Origin of the sequence: Bradyrhizobium sp. ma5, from assembly GCF_042258955.1 — a bacterium.
In the GTDB taxonomy this organism is placed as follows: Bacteria; Pseudomonadota; Alphaproteobacteria; order Rhizobiales; family Xanthobacteraceae; genus Bradyrhizobium.
In genome coordinates this window covers 6693071-6712254 of the sequence record NZ_CP170156.1, presented here as the reverse complement: position 1 = coordinate 6712254, position 19184 = coordinate 6693071, and the positions used below count along the sequence as shown (strand labels likewise).

Sequence of the window (19184 nt, the reverse complement as noted above, 5' to 3'; positions counted from 1 at the left end):
CCGATGGACCGTGCAACGCTCGCCGCTTACGACAAGGAGGCGGCGGCGTTTGCGCGGGACTGGCACGACCAGCCGGCACCTCGCGATCTGCAGGAGATCGTCGGGCAATTCTTCATCAAGGGCGGCGCGACCGCCGATATCGGCTGCGGCAGCGGCCGCGAGGTGGCGTGGCTCAATGCCAGCGGCTTTCCGGCCGAGGGCTTTGATGCTTCCGAGGGCCTGCTCGCGGAAGCGCGCACGCGCTACCCGGCGCTGCGCTTTGTGCACGCCGAATTGCCCGAACTATCTGGCATCGCCGCCAACAGTTTCGACAATGTGCTGTGCGAGACCGTGATCATGCACCTCGATCACGTTGCTGTAGCGCCGTCGGTGCGCCGCATGTTCGAACTCGTGAAGCCCGGCGGTATCTTCTATCTGAGCTGGCGCGTCACCGCCGGCGACGATGCGCGCGATGCGCATGGCCGGCTCTACGCGGCGTTCGATACCGCGCTGGTGCGGGCTGAACTTGCGGCCGCCGAACTGTTGCTCGACGCGGAGGTCGTCAGCGCCTCGTCCGGCAAGGTCATTCACCGGCTGGTTGCCAGCAAGGGCAGGGGATGATGGCGCGGCTTGCGACATGCGCCTGCGGACAGCTCCGCGTCACCTGTCAGGGCGAACCCGTCATGATATCGCTGTGTCATTGCCTGGAGTGCCAGAAGCGGACCGGCAGCACTTACGGCGTCGCTGCGTTCTTTCCGCGCGCCGATGTCGAGCCGCAGGGCGAGGCGCGCGAGTACAGCCGCGTTGGCGGCAGCGGGTCTGCGGTGGTGTTTCATTTCTGCCCGAATTGCGGATCGTCGGTCTATTGGGAGCCCGGTCGCGCGCCGGATCTGGTCGGCGTTGCGGTCGGCGCCTTTGCGGACCCCGATTTTCCGGCGCCGTCGCAGTCGGTCTTCACCCAGCGCCGCCACGCCTGGGTGGTCGACAGGTAAGCGGCCACCGCCACGAGATGTGTCGCGCCAGAAATATCTGGAAATAATTTGCAATTTATTAACCATGCCCTGCGAGGGTCCTGGCGAGTCAACGATTTCTTAAGAAATCGCCCCTCGCGCCAATGCAGGGACCTCCCCGATGACCTCGATCGGCACCACGCCCAATCCCTACGCCCAATATGGCTCGGCCTATGCGCGGGCCGCCGCGACACCCTCGCTGGCGGCGACATTGTCAGGTGACGGCACCGCCGGCGACCTGTCGGCGCCCGCGACATCGAGCGCTGCAACCAACCTGACGCTGTCGGACGCCGCCCGCGCGCAGCTCGCCAAGGCGCCGTTGCCGGATTTTGCGACCGTCACCAACGACGCGCGCGTCACGCTCGACCGGCTTTACACGGCCGCGGGCGTGAAGAAGCCGATCGTCGACGGTAAGACCACGATCGATCTCTCGACCCTGGATCGCCGCTCGCTGTTTGCGATCTCGACCAACAATGGCGGCAAGTTCACGCCGGACGAGCAGGCGGTCGCCGCCACCGAGCTGAAGCAGCGCTTCGACAAGGCCTTGGCGCCGTCGCTTGCGACCACCCGCCTGACCGGCGACTACAGCGTCAGCTACAAGTCGGCGCTCGACTATCTCGACGGCGCCAGCGACGAGGAAAAGGCAACCGCAACCTGGGCCAGCCAGCGCGCCGCGGTGCTGAAGGGGGTTCAGGCGACACAGCAGGATCCGAACAAGGCGCCGACGGGAATTTCAGGCGACCCGATCGCAGCGGCGCTGGCGGGGACCACGTCGCCCACGACGGGCAAGCCACGCGACTTCGGCAGCGTGGCGAGCGATGCGCGTGCCTTCCTCGATCGGCAGAAGAGCGAGGCGGCGAAGAGCGGCAAGGAACTGGTGTACGATTCCCGCCGCAAGACCGGACAACTCGCCGATCTGTCCTCGCTCGACAACCGCTCGCTGTCGGCGATCTCGCTGAACCAGGACAAGAAGTTTTCAGGCGAGGAGATCTTCGCGGCCAGGCACGAACTCAACACGCGGACGCGCCTTGCGGTGCTCGATGCGTTGAAGCAGAGCCAGTCCGCCGGCGATCCGCGCCAGTTCAGCCTCGGCATCCTCAAGCAATATTCATCGATGAGCGCGGAGGAACGCCAGGCCGCCAACTGGACGCAGGATTTCCAGGACGCCGCGATCAAGAACTACAAATCGACCTCGACGCTGCTCTCGATCCTCAAATCGTAAGCCAGCAGAGCGTTTTCGAGCGAAGTGGGTACCGCTTCGCGTGAAGAAAACGCGTCAAAAGAAGAATCTGGAATTTCCAGCGACAGAACAGAAGAGCCCCGCCCGGAGGGGAGGCCGGGCGGGGCTTTCTGGTCCGGTCGATCTGCGCGCACATCCGCTTGCGCGGCGCCCGGACTGTTCGTTCAGGCGATCATGCTGAAGCTGAGCTACTCGACCACCTGAACGATCCGCCGCGAACGCGGCTCGACCAGAACAGTCTCGCCATTCACGACGGTGTAGCGATAGGGCGTCGCGCCGAACCGTTGCGGCACGTCGTAATACGTTACGCCGGCGTCCGGCAGCACGGTGCCGACCACGACGCGATCCGGAACGGCATAGTTCGGCACGCGCTCGCGCACGATGTATTCGCGGAACGCCGGGCGCTGCTCGACCGCAATGCCCTCGTCATCCTCGACGGCAACCGGCGGGCCACCGCGGACAATGCCGACGGTCTGGGCCTGTGCGGCAACAGCCGGCACCGTGATCGCAGCAGCAACCGCTGCAACGGCAAGTATTCTGTTTCGCATGGCTCGCTCCATTCATTTGACGCGCGCGCCGACCTTCGCCGATGCGCACGGCGAGCCAATGCATCTGGTGTGGCGATGTTCCGGAAAAAGCGCCGCCACATACGCGGCAATTTGGAGCAATTTTCGTGAGTTGCGGGAACTCGCAGGCCGGACGGACGTCTTGATGTGGAAACCCCCGCAGCGGATAAACTGCCGCTCGATTCGCTCCTCCAAAAACCGCCGGAGAAACACTTCAATGGTCATCACCGCTGGGCATTTGCCGCACATTGTCGCTCTGATCGCAGGCGTTCTGATCCTGATCATGCCGCGGCTGCTCAACTACATCGTCGCGATCTACCTAATCTTCGTCGGGCTCGTGGGAATGGGGCTGCTGCGCTGGCTGCACCTGTAGCGGGAAAGCGGGGTTTCGCGGCTTGCGCGGAACCCCCCAAAATGGTGTAAGGCGCGCATCTTCGACCCCTCTTTTCGGATTGTTGTCTGACATGGCCAAAGCCGTCGCGAAGTCCAAGAAAACTGCCGAGAAAACCGCAGCGAAATCAAAGTCCTCGGCACCGGCCCGGAAAGCCGCGCCGGCGCGCAAGGCGCTGAAGAAGAGCGTCCCGAAGCCGGCGCCGAAGCCCGCCGCCAAATCGACTGCGAAGCCGGCTGCAAAGCCCGCCAGCAAGGCGCCGGTAAAGGCCGTCACCGCTGTGAAAAAGGCGACTCCACCCGCGATCAAGGCCGGCAAGTGGGTCTATACGTTCGGCGACGGCAAGGCCGAGGGCCAGGCGACCTTGCGCAATCTGCTCGGCGGCAAGGGCGCCAACCTCGCGGAAATGGCCAATCTCGGCCTTCCGGTGCCTCCCGGCTTCACCCTTCCGACCTCGGTCTGCACCTATTTCTACGACCACGACAAGACCTATCCGAAGGAACTGAAAGCACAGGTCGAGAAGGCGCTCGATTATGTCGGCAAGCTGACCGGCAAGACCTTCGGCGATGCCAAGAACCCGCTGCTGGTTTCGGTCCGCTCGGGCGCGCGCGCCTCGATGCCGGGCATGATGGACACCGTGCTCAACCTCGGCCTCAACGACCGCACGGTCGAAGCGCTGGCCGAACTCTCCGGCGACCGCCGCTTCGCCTATGACAGCTATCGCCGCTTCATCACGATGTATTCGGACGTGGTGCTCGGCTTCGAGCATCATCACTTCGAGGACATCCTCGACACCTTCAAGGACGGCCAGGGCTATTCGCTCGACACCGACCTCACCGGCGACGACTGGGTCGAACTGGTCGGCAAGTACAAGGAGGCGGTCGCCAAGGAGACCGGCCACGACTTCCCGCAGGATCCGCACGCCCAGCTGTGGGGCGCGATCGGTGCCGTGTTCTCATCCTGGATGAACGCGCGCGCGGTGACCTACCGCAAGCTGCACGACATCCCGGAATCCTGGGGCACCGCCGTCAACGTGCAGGCGATGGTGTTCGGCAACATGGGCGAGACGTCGGCGACCGGCGTCGCCTTCACCCGCAACCCCTCGACCGGCGAGAGCAAGCTGTACGGCGAGTTCCTGATCAATGCGCAGGGCGAGGACGTCGTCGCCGGCATCCGCACGCCGCAGGACATCACCGAAGAGGCGCGCCAGGAATCCGGCTCCGACAAGCTGTCGATGGAAGCCGCGATGCCGGTCGCGTTCAAGGAGCTGACGCGGATCTACACGCAGCTCGAGAAGCACTACCGCGACATGCAGGACATGGAGTTCACGGTCGAGCAGGGCAAGCTGTGGATGCTGCAGACCCGCGGCGGCAAGCGCACCGCGAAGGCGGCGCTGCGCATCGCGGTCGAACTCGCCAATGAGGGCCTGATCTCGCGCAAGGACGCGGTGACGCGGATCGATCCGGCTTCGCTGGACCAGCTGCTGCATCCGACCATCGATCCGGCCGCGAAGCGCGACGTGGTGGCGACCGGTCTGCCGGCGTCGCCAGGCGCGGCGTCGGGCGAGATCGTGTTCTCGTCGGACGAAGCCACCAAGCTGCAGGCCGACGGCCGCAAGGTGATTCTGGTCCGCATCGAGACCAGCCCGGAAGACATCCACGGCATGCACGCCGCGGAAGGCATCCTGACCACCCGCGGCGGCATGACCTCGCACGCGGCGGTAGTCGCGCGCGGCATGGGCAAGCCCTGCGTCTCCGGCTGCGGCACCATCCGCGTCGATTACGGCCGCGGCACCATGAGCGTCGGTTCGCGCACCTTCAAGACCGGCGACGTCATCACCATCGACGGCTCGGTCGGCCAGGTGCTGGCCGGCCGCATGCCGATGATCGAGCCGGAACTGTCCGGCGAGTTCGGCACGCTGATGGGCTGGGCCGACGAGGTCCGCAAGCTCGGCGTCCGCGTCAACGGCGACACGCCCGATGATGCGCGCACCGCGGTGAAGTTCGGCGCCGAAGGCATCGGCCTCTGCCGCACCGAGCACATGTTCTTCGAGGAGACCCGCATCCGCACCGTGCGCGAGATGATCCTCTCCGAGGACGAGCAGTCGCGCCGCGCCGCGCTGTCGAAGCTGCTGCCGATGCAGCGCGCCGACTTCGTCGAGCTGTTCGAGATCATGAAGGGCCTGCCCGTCACGATCCGCTTGCTCGATCCGCCGCTGCACGAGTTCCTGCCGCACACCCAGGCCGAGATCGAGGAAGTGGCGCGCGCCATGAACACCGATCCGCGCAAGCTCGCCGACCGCGCCCGCGAACTGTCCGAGTTCAACCCGATGCTCGGCTTCCGCGGTTGCCGTCTCGCGATCGCCTATCCTGAAATCGCCGAGATGCAGGCGCGCGCGATCTTCGAGGCCGCCGTCGAAGCCGGCAAGCGCACCGGCAAGCCGGTCGGTCTCGAGGTGATGGTGCCGCTGATCGCGACCAAGGCCGAGTTCGATCTGGTCAAGGCGCGGATCGATGCCATGGCCAATGCGGTGATGAAGGAAACCGGCGCCAAGCTCAGTTACCAGGTCGGCACCATGATCGAGCTGCCGCGCGCCTGCCTGATGGCGGGCGAGGTGGCGGAGACCGCGGAGTTCTTCTCCTTCGGCACCAACGACCTGACGCAGACCACCTACGGCATCAGCCGTGACGACGCCGCGAGCTTCCTCGGCACCTATGTTGCCAAGGGCATTCTCGAGATCGATCCGTTCATCTCGGTCGATCGCGATGGCGTCGGCGAGCTGGTCAGGATCGGCGTCACGCGCGGCCGCAAGACGCGGCCGAACCTCAAGGTCGGCATCTGCGGCGAGCACGGCGGCGATCCCGCCTCGGTCGCGTTCTGCCACGAGGTCGGGCTCGATTACGTCTCGTGCTCGCCCTATCGCGTGCCGATCGCGCGTCTCGCAGCCGCCCAGGCCGCGCTCGGCAAGGAGATCGCCAGCCAGGCGTGAGCGATCGCGCAGCGGCCAACAAAGTCATGCCCGGGCTTGTCCCGGGCATTTTCGTTTGAGCACCGCCAGAAGACATCGTCATTGCGAGCGGAGCGAAGCAATCCATCGCGCCGCTTCCGGTGACGTGGATTGCTTCGTCGCTGGCGCACCTCGCAACGACGGAGGCCTGCAACACTTTGTTCACCATCTCCGTTGACCTGTTGTTTACGACTTTCATGCGCTGCGCATTTACCAAGCCGCGTGATGCCGCGCGCGTCGCATCTGCGATCGCTTGAGTGTAGCGCGCGGGCAACGCCGATTAACTCCGCGGCAACCTAAACAAGTTAGCAACGGGAAAGGTCGAACTGCGCGGATGTACCGCGTTCGATTGCACTCAGTAAGCGTTGCGTGAGCGTACGATGTTTGTGTCGCGTAACCAGCCGAAGGGCGCACGTCTTGCGCTCTTCGGTCTCGGTCTCAGCATCTTCGCCTTGATGCCGACCGAGCTCGGATATCAGGATATTGCCTCGCTTTTGGCCCGGCAGCCCGGCGTCGCCGAGCGCTGGCAGAAGCGCGTCTTCGCCTCCGCGGTCGGCTCCATCCAGGTCGCGACCTACAGCCTCGGCCGTCCGATCGGAACCTCCACGCCGCAGGATCCGCAAATCCTGCTCGCACGGCTCGACAATTCGAGCGTCGACATCACCGGCACGGTGACGCGCAATCCGATCACAGCAACGCCGCCGCGCTACCAGGCATCGGATTTTCCCAAGGTCGATCGCACGCTGAAGGGTGATCGTCTCGTCGTCGGACGGCCCGACCAGGCCGATCCTGCACAGCCCGCCAATACCGCTCCGGCGAACGAGGATCCCGCGACATCGAATTCGTCGGTCAAGGGCATGAAGACTGCGACCGCGCCGGCCGATAACGCGCCGCTCGATCCCGAATTGCAGGAGGCGCTGCGTGCGCCGCCACTGCCGCAATATGTCAAGCCGTCGCCGCAGCAATACGACGTGTCGATGTCGCTCGAGGCCAGCCCGCTCGACGATCTGAAGCCTGTGCCCGCAAAGCCTGCCGCTGCACCGCCCGTCGATGCAACGCATGCGCGCGACCCGTTCGCGTTCAAGACCGCCAGTCTCTTTTTTGGCTCGTCGCTCGGCACGCCGGAGAATCTCGAGCGCTGGCAGCCCGGCGAGGCGCCGGTCGTCGTGGCGCCTGTGGCGCAGCCCGATCCCGACCTGAAGGTGATGGCGTCACTGCCGGTCGATGCCGATGGCCCGGTCAAGGCCGGTGAGATGGGCGAGAGCATCGCGCCGAAAGGCGAGGTCAACGCCGATGACCAGCACACCAAGACGCCGGCGGAACGGCTCGGCCTGTTCGACGAGAAATCGCGCGCCAAGTCGGAGAAGTGCCTCGCCGAGGCGGTCTATTTCGAGGCGCGCGGCGAGGCGGTGCGCGGCCAGATCGCGGTCGCCCAGGTGGTGCTGAACCGCGCCTTCTCCGGCAAGTATCCGGAGACGGTGTGCGGCGTGGTTTACCAGAACAAGAACCGCCACTACGCCTGCCAGTTCACCTTCGCCTGCGACAACATCCCGGACGTCGTCCGCGAGCCCGACATGTGGGACCGCGCCAAGAAGATCTCGAAGGCGATCCTCGACGGCCAATTGTGGCTGCCGGAAGTCGATCGCTCGACTCACTACCACGCCTATTGGGTGCGGCCGTCCTGGGTCAGTGAAATGAAGAAGACGTACAAGTTCGGCGTCCACACCTTCTATCGCCCTCGCGCCTGGGGCGACGGTAGCGATGCGCCGAGCTGGGGCAACCCGGCCGAGACCGCCAAGATTTCGGCGCAACTCGCCGAAGCCGCCCAGAGCTCGGCCGAGCAGGCCAGCGCCAAGCGATAGCAGCTGATACGTCATTCCGGACTGGCCCGTAGGGCCAGACCTCAGATGCGCGCAGCGCATCGGGGAATCCCGATGTAAGGGGCAATCCCTCGAGATTCCCCGATGCGCAATTGCGCATCTGAGGTTCGCTCTTCGCGCGCCCCGGAATGACAGCCGCATAATCTGCAGAGCTGCCTTGCGAGCGAATATTTTTCTCCGCCGCCTCTTGGGGTTTTCATGCAGATGCATTAACTCCGCGTAATGTTTCGCGGGGCGGTTCCCCCGCACCAGTTGCGGGGGAAGACAACATGGCCGTTAGCAGCGGGGATCTCCGACCGACGTCCGGAACCTGGCGCACGCCGCTCGTCATCATCGTCTGCGGCTGTGCGATCGCGCTGCTGAGTTTCGGCCCACGCTCCAGCCTCGGCTTCTTCGTGCAGCCCATGGGCCGCGAATTCGCCTGGGGCCGCGACGTGTTCGGCCTTGCCATCGCGCTGCAGAACCTGTTGTGGGGGCTCGGCCAGCCGATCGCAGGCGCCATTGCCGACCGCTTCGGCCTGCTGCGCGTCATGATCGTCGGCGCCTTGCTGTACGCCGCCGGCCTGCTGCTGATGCGTTACTCGACCACCTCATTGTCGCTCGACATCAGCGCCGGCGTGCTGATCGGCTTCGGCCTGTCGGGCTCCTCGTTCAATCTGGTGCTGGCGGCCTTCAGCAAGCTGTTGCCGCCGGAGAAGCGCGGCATCGCGCTCGGCGCCGGCACCGCCGCCGGCTCGTTCGGCCAGTTCCTGTTCGCGCCGTTCGGCGTTGCGATGATCGACAATTTCGGCTGGCAGACCGCGCTCGTCGTGTTCAGCGCGCTGATGCTGCTGATCGTGCCGCTTTCGCTTGCGCTGGCGACGCCACCCGCCGCGACCGGTAATGTGCCGGCTGCCGACCAGCAGTCGTTCAAGACCGCGCTCGCCGAAGCCTTCGGCCATCGCTCCTACGTGCTGCTGGTGCTCGGTTTCTTCACGTGCGGCTTCCAGCTCGCCTTCATCACCATCCATCTGCCGGCCTATTTGGCCGACCGCGGCATTCCCGCGACCACCGGCGGTTGGGTGGTTGCGGCGATCGGCCTGTTCAACATCGTGGGCTCGCTCAGCGTCGGCTGGCTGCAGAACTTCTTTCCGAAGCGCTATTTGCTCTCGGTGATCTACTTTTCGCGGGCGCTGGCGACCGTCGCCTTCATCTCGTTCCCGGTGACGCCGTTCTCGGCGATCGCGTTCGGCGCAGTCTCGGGGCTGCTGTGGCTGTCGAGCGTGCCGCCGACCTCGGCGCTTGTCGCGCTGATGTTCGGCACGCGCTGGTTCTCCACGCTCTATGGCTTCGCCTTCGTCAGCCATCAGGTGGGCGGCTTCCTCGGGGTCTGGCTCGGCGGCATCGTATTCGAGCAGTATGGCTCCTACACGCCGATCTGGTGGCTGTCGGTGCTGTTCGGCGTGCTGTCGGCGCTGATCAACCTGCCGATCGTCGAAAAGCCGGTCGTGCGCCCGGTTGCGCAGCCTGCCTGATGGGTTAAACACTCCCCGAAACCAGAATTACGGGGAGTGCACATCATGGCAACGTTCAAGGCAGTCAGGATCGACAAGGCGGACAAGGGTACCACCGCCGCACTGACCCAATTCGACGACGCGGAATTGATGGACGGCGACGTCACCGTCCGCGTCGAGTGGTCGACGCTGAACTACAAGGACGGCCTGGCGCTGACCGGCAAGGCGCCGGTGGTGCGCCGCTTCCCGATGATCGCCGGCATCGATTTCGCCGGCACGGTCGAGCAATCCAGCCATCCCGACTGGAAGGCGGGCGACAAGGTCGTCTGCAACGGTTGGGGCATGGGCGAGACCCATCTCGGCGCCTATGCGGAAAAGGCCCGCGTCAAGGGCGACTGGCTGGTGCGGCTGCCGGACGGGATTTCGGCCCGTGACGCGATGGCGGTCGGCACCGCCGGCTATACCGCGATGCTCTCGGTGCTGGCGCTGGAGAAGCACGGTCTCACGCCGAAGAGCGGCCCGGTGGTGGTGACAGGCGCCGCCGGCGGCGTCGGCTCGGTGGCGATCGCTGTGCTCTCGAAGCTCGGTTATCACGTCATCGCCTCGACCGGGCGGATGTCGGAGGCCGACTATCTCAAGGGCCTCGGTGCCACCGAGGTGATCGATCGCGCCGAGCTGTCGGGTGCCCCCAAGGCGCTTGCGAAGGAACGCTGGGCCGGCGGCGTCGACAGCGTCGGGTCGACCACGCTCGCCAATCTGCTTTCGATGACCAGGTATGGCGGTGCCATCGCGGCCTGCGGCCTGGCCGCCGGCATGGACCTGCCGTCGTCGGTCGCGCCCTTCATTTTGCGGGGTGTGTGCCTTCTCGGCATCGATTCCGTGATGTGCCCGATCGAGCTCCGCAGGACCGCGTGGCGGCGTCTTGCCAGTGATCTGGATAAGGCAAAACTGGCTGATATCACTCATGAAATCGCCTTGGACGATGTCATGGGTTATGGCGCGAAGATCCTCAATGGCCAGGTCCGCGGCCGCATCGTGGTAAAAATAGTCTGAGGACGTTCAGACTTTACCAACCAAGCTGCTCCAATGTTGCCACGGTTGGTATGGTAAGCAGCGGGTAAAGAGACTTGCGGCATGATCCCGGGGGGCCGGGTGTCCTCGCGCAGACGTCGAGAAGCGTCGGTGTGGGGATCATGCTCAACAAGGAGCGGGTGCCCGCGCTCGTTAGTGGAGTAGCTCATGCTTGCGCGTTTGGTGTTGGGGGCCGTCACGGCCGGAGCAATGGTCGTGCCGGCATTCGCAGGCAGCATGAACGCCGATGAGGCCCGCAAGTTCGTCGCGGGCAAGGTGTTCGCCTTCACCTGTTTCGACGGCACAAGGGGTGCCGGCCGCATCCTCGACGACCTGGGCGCGACAGGCTCGATCCAGTTCTCCGGCTCCGGACCGATCCGCCACGTGCGCCTGCCCGGCAATACGCTGCAAATCCGTGGTCAGAGCGTTTGCGCCTCGCTGAAGGGCATTCCGTTCGAACCGTGCTTCAATCTCGACAAACAGGACGACCGTACGTTCCGCGGCTCGGTCTCCGGGATGGGCTTCGCCTATTGCGATTTCCATCACCAGGGCGGCCAGCAGATGCTGATGGCACGTGCGGTGGCGCGTCCGCGTTCGCTGCACCCGCGCACCCGATCCGCGGATGCCTCGCCGACCGAAGTGTCGCGCGTTGAGACGCCGCAGGTCGAAAGGGCGAAGCTCGAGCCGGTCAAGGCCGAGCCCGCCAAGGTCGAGAGCGCGCCGGAACTACGTCGCTCCACTGACTAACATTTCATCTGCGCGCTAGCGGGAATAGCTGCCGAGCCGTAGTCATACGGATGGCGGTCGCCACGCGTTGATAGCTACTCAATACCTTAGCGTTCGCCGACAGGCGGGATGACGAGGACACCGATTTGAGTAGTCATATGGCGCAGTATTTTTTCCGTATCAGTGATGGCGATTACGCTGGTGCGTCCGACCACGCGACGGAGTTTGAGAGCCGTGACGTGGCCTGGGCCGAGATGACCAAGGTCTGCGGCAATTTCCTTGGCAGCATTTCGCGCAACATGAAGCAAGACAGCGAATGGCACATGGAGCTGCTCGACGAGAGCCACAAGCCCGTGTTCAGGATTCGGCTGGTTGCCGAATCCGTCGACTAAGGCGTTCGCCGTTCAGGACGACTAACTTCAACCCTCAGCCTGCGGCACAGGCGGAGCGGCCCTCCTGCGGAACAGGATCCGCTGATACAGCCAGCCAATCCCGACCAGCACGATGCCAAGGCACATGAACGACAGCGCCCGGTAGACACCCGATAGCGTCGACATGTCGACCAGGAACGCCTTCAGGATCGTGAGCCCAATCACCGCAGCGGAGGCGAGCCGCGCCCGCTGCGAGTTGACGACGATTCCGATGCCGAGCAGCGCGACGCCGAACATCAGCCACGCGATCGAATAGGTGTATTGCTCCGCGCCCGTGGTCTCGCCGCGCGTCAGCACCGGTCCGTGATAGAGCCTGCGGATTTCGAACGTGACGTAAGCGAGCGCAAGCACCAGCGCGCCGGCGGCGATCGTGTTGGCGTAGCTTCCGGGACGATGCCCCGCCACCGCGTAGGACAACAGCAGCGCCAGCACGGCCGGCAATGCATAGCCGAGCAGCAGCAGATTGATGAAGCTGCCGCCGACGTCCTGCCACCACAGCATCGGGTTCTCCAGCCCCAGCAATCCGAACAGGCTGGCAAGCCCGGCGAACGCGGTCAGCAGCACCGCGCCGACATTGTGCACGATGCTGCCGCTGCGCAGCCGCAGCCGCTCCAGCCCGATCGCCATCGCGAGCGTCACGCCGACCTGCAGCGCGACCTCGGTCAGTCCGGCGCTCTCGCGATAGACGTCACCGGCATTGACCGCGTGGCGGATCTCCATAAAGGCGAGCAGCACCGTGAACAGGATCGCGGCGGATTCCACCATGCGCAGCGGGACGTCGTCGCCGTTGCGGCGCAGGAAATGGCTTGCCGCCCAGAACGACAGCGCCGGAACGCCGTAGCCCCACAGCAGCCAGTTGAAGATCGGCGTGGTGCCGACGGCATCGCCGGCGATGCGCGGCTCGTAGCCGATGCGCAGCACCACGATGCCGGCGAGGATCGCGGCGAGCCAGCGCAGGAACGGGATCGGCCGCTGCACCGACAGCCATGCCGTGCCCATCGACACCAGCGCCAGCGCGATGGTGAGCCAGCCCTTGTCGAGCGCGAAGGTGAGCGCCAGCGCCAGCGAGGCGAGGGCGCCGGTGGCCGACAGCGCGATCGAGCGCGACAGCTCCGGTCGCTCGCCGCGCCGGGTCAGCGCTTCGGTCGCGGCCGCGTAGGCGGCTGCGAGCAGCACGGCGAGGATCGCGAACGGGATCGAGCGATCGAGATGCGCGATACGTGCATAGAGTGCGACCAGCAGCGCGACCGGCGTGAACACGGCCGCCGCGGCCCATGTCACCGTGATCTTCGTGGTGGCAAAACGGAATTGCGCGAGGAAGCCGGCGACGCCGAAGGCGGCTGCGAACAGCGCGGCGGTCACGAGATGCAGCGAGACCGAGCCGTCGGTCGCGGACGGGCCGATGCCCGGGATCGCACCGCCCGGCAGCACCAGCATGTCGACGTTGCGGCGGACCGCCCACTCGCCGAACACGATGAAGACGAAGGCCGACGCGGCGGCGATCGCGCCGGCAGCGGCGGGTGCGCGCCAGGCGACGAAAAGGCTGCCCGCCGTCAGCAGCGCGAAGCCGATCATCGCGCTGTCGGCATGCGCGCTGTTGAGCACGATCAGCATCGCGCCGAACAGATAGGCCGCGATCGAGCCGGATGAGATCGGCTCGATCTCCTCGCCATCGCCGTCGGGGCCGAACATGAAGCCGCAGACCACGAGCAGCGCCGCCAGCACGAAGCCCGCGATGACGTGGAAGACGTGCGGCGCGATCATCTCCGGCCCGCATTGCAGGCAGGGGAAGGTCCACAACAACGCGAACGCGATCGTCGTGACCGCGAGCCAGCGCCACAGCCGGATCCGCGCGAGGCTGAACGCCGCCGCCGTGACGATGGCAAGATAAATGTAGAGCGACCAGAAGTCCGGCTTGTCGGAGGAGACCAGGATCGGCGTGACGAAGGCGCCGACGATGCCGAGCCCCGCCAGCGCAGGTCCGTGCAGCAGCGCGGCCGCGAGCGTGCCGAGCGCGACCATGCCGAGCAGGATGAAGGCGGTTGCCGGCGCGAGGAAATCATACAGCGCATAGGCGGCGTAGACGGTGGCGAACGCCACCGCGGTGCCGGCGGCGGTGAGGATCGCCGGAATGTTGGCGATCGGCAGTGCCGCGATGCTGGAGATGCTTTCCTTGCGCCGCGTCCACTCGCCGGCGCCGAGCAGCGCCAGCGCAAACAGTTCGCCGAGCAGCGTGCGCACGCCGGGGCCGAGCAGCCCGGCCTCGATCGAATAGCGCACCATGAAGAAGCCGCCGAGCGCAAGCGTCAGGCCGCCGATCCACACCACCCAGCGCGTGCCGAGCGTCTCCTCGAAGCCGGGCGCCGGGGGCGGCGGGGCGGGTGGTTCTGGCAGCGGCGGTGGCGCGGCGCCTGCCGCGGCTGTCTCTGCATGCGCATCCGGCTCGCTCGCGGCCGCTTCGGGCAGCGGCGGCGGCGCGATGGGAGGCGCCGCCGGTAGCGTCTGTTCGAACGCCTCGAGCGGCGCCAGCGGTGGCGGCACGGCCGTCCGCGCGGCGGACACGCCCGCGGCCTCGACCGCATCCAGCCGGCGCTGCAGCACCGCAATCTGGCTCAGCGCCTTGCGCGCGAAAATGATCGCGACAATGGCGATGACGAGCGTGAGGAAATCGAACGGCGAATCGAACATCGGGCCTCCGGCAGGACGCGCCGGACCATCGGCCAGCGGGCCGCCCGTCGCAACCTAGTAGTGCAGTTGAGCGGACTGGAAGTTCAAGCGCTCGGGCGTGGCAGGCCGCGTTAGTCCAGATCGATGTGGAAGGGCCGGCCCTCGACGCTCATGCTGCCGGGGCCCATCGCATCGAGCGCGCGCAGCATCCGGCCCTCGCGCCCCAGCGCCTTGTCGGCAAGGCTGACGATCAGGCGGTTGGGTGCGGCGATCGGCGAGGCCTCGCGGATCAGCCGGGCGATGGACATTTCGTCGCGGTGCGGATTGAGCGCGCAGACGGTGGCGAATGCGCTTGCGGTCGAGCGGCTGATGCCGGCGTAGCAATGCACCACCATCGGCGCGCGGCGATCCCAGCCGCGCACGAAGGCCAGCACGCGCTCGATATGGGTCTCGTTGGGGGCAACGAATCCGTCCATCTGTTCGACGATGTCGTCCATCGACACCTTCAGATGGTTGGCCGGAAGCACCGAGGGCGGTCGCTGCACCTGGTCGACATTGGCCATCACGGTCAGCACGTGGCTGGCGCCGGTGGCACGAACCGTGTCGGAGAGCGCGGCAAGCGAGCAAACGTGAAGCATGATGGTCCTTGGCTATCGGTACGCCCGATTATAACGGCTGCTCCCGGGCGGGCAAAGCCGGGCGGCGCGATGCCCGCGCTGCGTTTTGCGGCGCAACCGGCAGCAAGCTTCGTGATGCCGCGCCTACGATGCGTGCAATGCGTTGAAGCGTTCGAGGAACTGCTTTTCGGCCCTCGCTGCGGTCCATGGCGTCAGATAGTCGCGCTCGGTGGCTTCCGGCAATTCCGGATCGCGGCCGAACAGCCGCCTGGCTTCGGCTTGCGAAAATCCCGCCAGATGCGTCGCCTCGAGATAGGCGGCGCCGCGATCGGCGGCCTTGATCTGTTGGGTGATCTCGTCCGCCAGCACGGCGGGCAGGCCGAAGCGGATATGGATCGCCGCCAAAAGCCGCTTCTCCACCGCCTTGTATTCACCGGCAAGCACGGCCTTGAACGGCGAGATCATGTCGCCGATGACATATTCCGGCGCGTCGTGCAGCAGTGCTGCGAGACGATGGCTGATATCGACGCGCGGCGTCTGCTGGCGCATCACGGCCTCGACCAGCAGCGTGTGCTGGGCCACCGAGAAGATGTGCGCGCCAGAGGTCTGGCCATTCCAGCGCGCGACCCGCGCCAGTCCATGCGCGATGTCGACGATCTCGATATCGAGCGGCGACGGGTCGAGCAGGTCCAGCCGGCGCCCCGACAACATCCGCTGCCAGGCGCGAGTGGTCTCGGTCGATCGACGCGCAGTCATTTCTTCTTGAGCCGCGGTGTACGGAGCTTGCCGCTGCAGGCCTCGTGGCAAAAGCAGGTCACAAGGTGATCGTTGACCATGCCGGTCGCCTGCATGAAGGCGTACACGATGGTGGGGCCGACGAATTTGAAGCCGCGCGCGCCGAGCTCCTTGGAGACCTTGATCGAGACCGGTGTCGAGGCCGGCACGCTCGCGGTGGTCTTGAACTGATTGACCTTCGGCTTGCCGTCAACGAAGTCCCACAGGAATTTCGCGAAGCCGGGGCCCTTCTCCATGATCTCCAGATAGCCCTTCGCGCTCGCTATCGTGCCTTCGATCTTGGCACGGTTGCGAACGATGCCGGCGTCGTTCATCAGCGCATGCACCTTCTTGTCGGTGTAGCGCACGATCTTGTCGGGCTGGAAATCGTCGAAGGCTTTGCGGAAGTTGTCGCGCTTGCGCAGGATCGTGATCCAGGACAGGCCGGCCTGGAAGCCGTCGAGGATCAGCTTCTCGTAGAGCGCGCGGTCGTCGTATTCCGGCACGCCCCATTCATTGTCGTGATAGGCGACGTAGAACGCGTCCTCGCCCGGCCACGGGCAGCGCGTCTTGCCGTCGGGATGCAGTTGTGCGGTACGGCTCATGCAACGGTCTGTTTGGGTGTGATGCGGACAGCGTCCGGTTCGGCGAGGTGAAGCGGAAGTCCGCCTGCGGTCAGCGGCAGGCCGGCGTCGAGCGCATCGGCGACGCGATCGATACGTACCAGCGCGAGGCCTTTCTCGCCGGCGGTCGAGCCCATGGTGCCGACCTGCTTGTCGCCGGCCTGGATCGTCGCGCCGGTCTCGGGGGAGGGGCCGTCGAGAATGATCTTCACCGTGCGGGTGCGCAGCGTGCCGCGATGCTGCATGCGCGACACCACCTCCTGGCCGACATAGCAGCCCTTATCGAAATCGACGCCGTGGAGACGGTCCATATTGGTCTCGTGCGGGAAGGCGTCGCCATAGATGAAGTCGAGCCCGCCGCGCGGCACGCCGGTCGCGATGCGATGTGCCTCATAGGCGCTGCTATCGACGAGATCGGCGCCGATCAGGTCAGCGAGCTTCTGCTTCAGATCTTCCGGGATCAGGACGCGCCAGCCGAGCGCCGGGTTGCGCGGATCGGCGAAAGCGAGATCGGGGATCGCCGCCGGCTCGCCATCCCAGGCGGCCAGCACGCCGAGGCTGTCGGAGAGGTTCTCGACCACGACCTTGGCGCGCAGCTTGTAGAAGCCGAGCTTGTCGGCAAGCCCCTTGGCGAGCGCGCGCGGCGCGTCGATCAGGAAGCCGCCGCCATGGCCTGGGGGTATCTCGGTGATCAGGAAGTCGACGATGATCTTGCCCTGCGGCGTCAGCAGCGCGCCGAACCGGGCCTGTCCCGGGGCCAGTTGCTCGACATCGGTCGTGATGAGGCCGTTGAGGAAGTTGCGGGCGTCCTCGCCAGAGACCTTGATCACGCCCCGATCTGGAAGAAACGCTGCTTTCATTCGCAAAATTGGCTCTTTTTCCAAGTTCCTTGGGAAACGCGCGGCGCGCGGATATCCCCAGCCAAGCTAAGGCGCTACAGTGCGCCGAACAAGGCCCGCGCGACACCCGAAAGCGGGCGCCGAGGACCGATGAATCAGCATTTTGACACCATTCTAAAATCCGGCACTGTGGTCAATCAGGACGGCGAGGGCGTACGCGATATCGGCGTCACGAATGGCCGCATTGCCGCGATCGGATCGCTGGGCCAAGCCTCGGCCGGGGAAGTGATCGACTGCAAGGGCCTGCACATCCTGCCCGGTGTGATGGACACACAGGTGCATTTCCGCGAGCCCGGGCTGACGCAGAAGGAAGATCTCGAGACCGGCTCGCGCAGCGCCGTGATGGGCGGCGTTACCGCCGTGTTCGAGATGCCGAACACCAACCCGCTGACCGTCACGGAAGAGGCGTTCACCGACAAGATCAAGCGCGGCCACCACCGCATGCATTGCGATTTCGCGTTCTTCATTGGCGGCACCCGCGAGAACGTGCAGGACCTGCCGGAGCTGGAGCGCGCGCCGGGCTGCGCCGGCGTCAAGGTGTTCATCGGCTCCTCCACCGGAGCGCTCTTAGTCGAGGACGACGAGAGCCTGCGGCGGATATTCCAGGTGATCCGGCGCCGCGCCGCATTCCATGCCGAGGACGAGTACCGCCTCAACGAGCGCAAGCCGCTGCGGATCGAGGGCGATCCACGCTCGCATCCGGTGTGGCGCGACGAGACCGCGGCGCTGATGGCGACTGAGCGGCTGGTCAATCTCGCGCGCGAGACCGGCAAGCGCATCCATGTGCTGCACATCTCGACCAAGGAAGAGATTCTGTATCTGCGCGACCACAAGGATGTCGCCTCCTGCGAGGCGACGCCGCACCACCTCACGATGGCCGCGCCGGAGTGCTACGAGCGGCTCGGCACGCTGGCGCAGATGAATCCGCCGGTACGCTCGGCCGATCACCGCGCCGGCATCTGGTACGGCATCGAGCAGGGCATCATCGACGTGCTCGGCTCCGACCACGCGCCGCATACGCTGGAGGAGAAGGCCAAGACCTATCCGGCCTCGCCGTCGGGCATGACCGGCGTGCAGACGCTGGTGCCCTTGATGCTCGATCACGTCAACGCGGGTCGGCTGTCGCTGGCGCGGTTCGTCGACCTCACCAGCGCGGGGCCGGCGCGCCTGTTCAACATGGCCTGCAAGGGCCGCATCGCGGCGGGCTATGATGCCGATTTCACCGTGGTCGATCTCAAGCGCAGCGAGACCATCACCAACAAATGGATCGCCTCGCGTGCGGCCTGGACGCCCTATGACGGTGTGCGGGTGCAGGGCTGGCCGGTCGGCACCTTCGTGCGCGGCAAGCGGGTGATGTGGCAGGGCGAGGTCACGACGCCGTCAACCGGCGAGCCGGTCCGGTTCCTCGAGACGCTGAAGGCCTAGCGCATCAAATGCGCTAGATTCTTGTTTGACGCGTTTTCTTGACGCGAACCGGTGCCCACTTGGCTCGAAAGCGCTTTGTGGGATTACTGCCGGGCCAATGCCAGCGAGAATTCGCCGTTGCGCACGCGCGCGGCGAGGCCCTCGGCGAACTTCGCCACTGCGTCCTCGCCATAGGTGCCGACCAGCTCGGCGAGCGCCGCAAACAGGCTCGCCTGCGCCAGGCAGTCGCCATCGACGCCGTCGTGACGCGCTTCCGCCCAGGCTTCGTTCAGGTAGCCCAGCGCGGCCTGTTTCTGTTCGTGATCGGGACGAGGGTCTTGGTGATGGGGGGAAGACGCTGGATGGCGCATGAAACTCTGCAAAATGAATGCGCGCGGTCCGAGGA

General features: G+C 65.7%; 18 protein-coding genes. 11 read left to right on the top strand and 7 right to left on the bottom strand.

Annotated elements, in window-relative coordinates:
• Positions 1-3 precede the first annotated feature (3 nt).
• The 3 genes from ACE103_RS31680 to ACE103_RS31670 all read left to right on the top strand — a co-directional run bounded on the left by ACE103_RS31680 (position 4) and on the right by ACE103_RS31670 (position 2211).
• On the top strand, positions 4-600 hold the full coding sequence (locus tag ACE103_RS31680) for a class I SAM-dependent methyltransferase (protein WP_375776245.1): 597 nt from the start codon (positions 4-6) through the stop codon (positions 598-600).
• A 62-nt stretch (positions 601-662) separates the two neighbouring features.
• Positions 663-971 carry a GFA family protein gene (locus tag ACE103_RS31675; RefSeq protein ID WP_375776244.1) on the top strand — a complete coding sequence of 103 codons (309 nt, stop codon included), beginning with the start codon at positions 663-665 and terminating at the stop codon, positions 969-971.
• Between the two features lie 139 nt (positions 972-1110).
• Complete coding sequence (locus ACE103_RS31670) at positions 1111-2211, top strand: hypothetical protein (protein ID WP_375776243.1); 1101 nt, start codon at positions 1111-1113, stop codon at positions 2209-2211.
• Positions 2212-2417: 206 nt separating this feature from the next.
• Here ACE103_RS31670 and ACE103_RS31665 read toward each other — a convergent pair whose 3' ends face one another.
• Entirely contained in the window at positions 2418-2777 is a 360-nt protein-coding gene (locus tag ACE103_RS31665) for a DUF1236 domain-containing protein (RefSeq protein WP_223975299.1), read from the bottom strand.
• A 235-nt stretch (positions 2778-3012) separates the two neighbouring features.
• Between ACE103_RS31665 and ACE103_RS31660 the strand changes: the two genes are divergently transcribed.
• The 7 genes from ACE103_RS31660 to ACE103_RS31630 all read left to right on the top strand — a co-directional run bounded on the left by ACE103_RS31660 (position 3013) and on the right by ACE103_RS31630 (position 11755).
• Positions 3013-3168, top strand: coding sequence for a DUF3096 domain-containing protein (locus ACE103_RS31660; protein WP_080891118.1), 156 nt, complete (start codon positions 3013-3015; stop codon positions 3166-3168).
• 91 nt (positions 3169-3259) lie between these two features.
• Positions 3260-6175, top strand: a complete 2916-nt coding sequence (gene ppdK, locus ACE103_RS31655) for a pyruvate, phosphate dikinase (RefSeq protein WP_375776242.1) — start codon at positions 3260-3262, stop codon at positions 6173-6175.
• A 398-nt stretch (positions 6176-6573) separates the two neighbouring features.
• Positions 6574-8055, top strand: coding sequence for a cell wall hydrolase (locus ACE103_RS31650; protein ID WP_375776241.1), 1482 nt, complete (start codon positions 6574-6576; stop codon positions 8053-8055).
• Between the two features lie 287 nt (positions 8056-8342).
• On the top strand, positions 8343-9587 hold the full coding sequence (locus tag ACE103_RS31645; protein WP_375776240.1) for an MFS transporter: 1245 nt from the start codon (positions 8343-8345) through the stop codon (positions 9585-9587).
• Between the two features lie 45 nt (positions 9588-9632).
• A complete protein-coding gene (locus tag ACE103_RS31640; protein ID WP_375776239.1) occupies positions 9633-10619 on the top strand; it encodes an MDR family oxidoreductase in 987 nt (328 codons plus the stop codon).
• Positions 10620-10805: 186 nt separating this feature from the next.
• A complete protein-coding gene (locus ACE103_RS31635) occupies positions 10806-11384 on the top strand; it encodes a hypothetical protein (protein ID WP_223975309.1) in 579 nt (192 codons plus the stop codon).
• A gap of 137 nt (positions 11385-11521) precedes the next feature.
• On the top strand, positions 11522-11755 hold the full coding sequence (locus ACE103_RS31630) for a DUF6894 family protein (RefSeq protein WP_223975311.1): 234 nt from the start codon (positions 11522-11524) through the stop codon (positions 11753-11755).
• Positions 11756-11782: 27 nt separating this feature from the next.
• Here ACE103_RS31630 and ACE103_RS31625 read toward each other — a convergent pair whose 3' ends face one another.
• The 5 genes from ACE103_RS31625 to ACE103_RS31605 form a co-directional block, all read right to left on the bottom strand.
• The gene (locus ACE103_RS31625; protein WP_375776238.1) at positions 11783-14482 is read right to left on the bottom strand and encodes a DUF2339 domain-containing protein; all 2700 of its coding nucleotides are present in this window, start codon (positions 14480-14482) and stop codon (positions 11783-11785) included.
• Positions 14483-14592: 110 nt separating this feature from the next.
• Positions 14593-15099 (bottom strand): tyrosine phosphatase family protein, encoded by a 507-nt coding sequence (locus tag ACE103_RS31620; RefSeq protein ID WP_375776237.1) that lies wholly within the window; start codon positions 15097-15099, stop codon positions 14593-14595.
• 123 nt (positions 15100-15222) lie between these two features.
• Entirely contained in the window at positions 15223-15834 is a 612-nt protein-coding gene (locus ACE103_RS31615) for a YfbR-like 5'-deoxynucleotidase (RefSeq protein WP_375776236.1), read from the bottom strand.
• Positions 15831-16457 carry a DNA-3-methyladenine glycosylase I gene (locus ACE103_RS31610; RefSeq protein WP_375776235.1) on the bottom strand — a complete coding sequence of 209 codons (627 nt, stop codon included), beginning with the start codon at positions 16455-16457 and terminating at the stop codon, positions 15831-15833. The genes ACE103_RS31615 and ACE103_RS31610 overlap by 4 nt, the downstream gene beginning before the upstream one ends.
• Complete coding sequence (locus ACE103_RS31605) at positions 16454-17335, bottom strand: YgfZ/GcvT domain-containing protein (protein ID WP_375776234.1); 882 nt, start codon at positions 17333-17335, stop codon at positions 16454-16456. The genes ACE103_RS31610 and ACE103_RS31605 overlap by 4 nt, the downstream gene beginning before the upstream one ends.
• 129 nt (positions 17336-17464) lie before the next feature.
• Between ACE103_RS31605 and ACE103_RS31600 the strand changes: the two genes are divergently transcribed.
• Positions 17465-18799 (top strand): dihydroorotase, encoded by a 1335-nt coding sequence (locus tag ACE103_RS31600; protein ID WP_375776233.1) that lies wholly within the window; start codon positions 17465-17467, stop codon positions 18797-18799.
• 83 nt (positions 18800-18882) lie between these two features.
• Here the strand turns inward: ACE103_RS31600 and ACE103_RS31595 are convergent, their stop codons facing one another.
• The gene (locus ACE103_RS31595) at positions 18883-19149 is read right to left on the bottom strand and encodes a hypothetical protein (protein WP_097675200.1); all 267 of its coding nucleotides are present in this window, start codon (positions 19147-19149) and stop codon (positions 18883-18885) included.
• Between the last annotated feature and the right edge of the window lie 35 nt (positions 19150-19184).

Coding starts and splice junctions, on each gene's coding strand:
- ACE103_RS31665 (WP_223975299.1), bottom strand. CDS start 2,777: ATGCGAAACAGAATACTTGCCGTTGCAGCGGTTGCTGCTGCGATCACG.
- ACE103_RS31600 (WP_375776233.1), top strand. CDS start 17,465: ATGAATCAGCATTTTGACACCATTCTAAAATCCGGCACTGTGGTCAAT.
- ppdK (WP_375776242.1), top strand. CDS start 3,260: ATGGCCAAAGCCGTCGCGAAGTCCAAGAAAACTGCCGAGAAAACCGCA.
- ACE103_RS31645 (WP_375776240.1), top strand. CDS start 8,343: ATGGCCGTTAGCAGCGGGGATCTCCGACCGACGTCCGGAACCTGGCGC.
- ACE103_RS31680 (WP_375776245.1), top strand. CDS start 4: ATGGACCGTGCAACGCTCGCCGCTTACGACAAGGAGGCGGCGGCGTTT.
- ACE103_RS31660 (WP_080891118.1), top strand. CDS start 3,013: ATGGTCATCACCGCTGGGCATTTGCCGCACATTGTCGCTCTGATCGCA.
- ACE103_RS31630 (WP_223975311.1), top strand. CDS start 11,522: ATGGCGCAGTATTTTTTCCGTATCAGTGATGGCGATTACGCTGGTGCG.
- ACE103_RS31595 (WP_097675200.1), bottom strand. CDS start 19,149: ATGCGCCATCCAGCGTCTTCCCCCCATCACCAAGACCCTCGTCCCGAT.
- ACE103_RS31625 (WP_375776238.1), bottom strand. CDS start 14,482: ATGTTCGATTCGCCGTTCGATTTCCTCACGCTCGTCATCGCCATTGTC.
- ACE103_RS31635 (WP_223975309.1), top strand. CDS start 10,806: ATGCTTGCGCGTTTGGTGTTGGGGGCCGTCACGGCCGGAGCAATGGTC.
- ACE103_RS31640 (WP_375776239.1), top strand. CDS start 9,633: ATGGCAACGTTCAAGGCAGTCAGGATCGACAAGGCGGACAAGGGTACC.
- ACE103_RS31650 (WP_375776241.1), top strand. CDS start 6,574: ATGTTTGTGTCGCGTAACCAGCCGAAGGGCGCACGTCTTGCGCTCTTC.
- ACE103_RS31605 (WP_375776234.1), bottom strand. CDS start 17,335: ATGAAAGCAGCGTTTCTTCCAGATCGGGGCGTGATCAAGGTCTCTGGC.
- ACE103_RS31610 (WP_375776235.1), bottom strand. CDS start 16,457: ATGAGCCGTACCGCACAACTGCATCCCGACGGCAAGACGCGCTGCCCG.
- ACE103_RS31670 (WP_375776243.1), top strand. CDS start 1,111: ATGACCTCGATCGGCACCACGCCCAATCCCTACGCCCAATATGGCTCG.
- ACE103_RS31620 (WP_375776237.1), bottom strand. CDS start 15,099: ATGCTTCACGTTTGCTCGCTTGCCGCGCTCTCCGACACGGTTCGTGCC.
- ACE103_RS31615 (WP_375776236.1), bottom strand. CDS start 15,834: ATGACTGCGCGTCGATCGACCGAGACCACTCGCGCCTGGCAGCGGATG.
- ACE103_RS31675 (WP_375776244.1), top strand. CDS start 663: ATGATATCGCTGTGTCATTGCCTGGAGTGCCAGAAGCGGACCGGCAGC.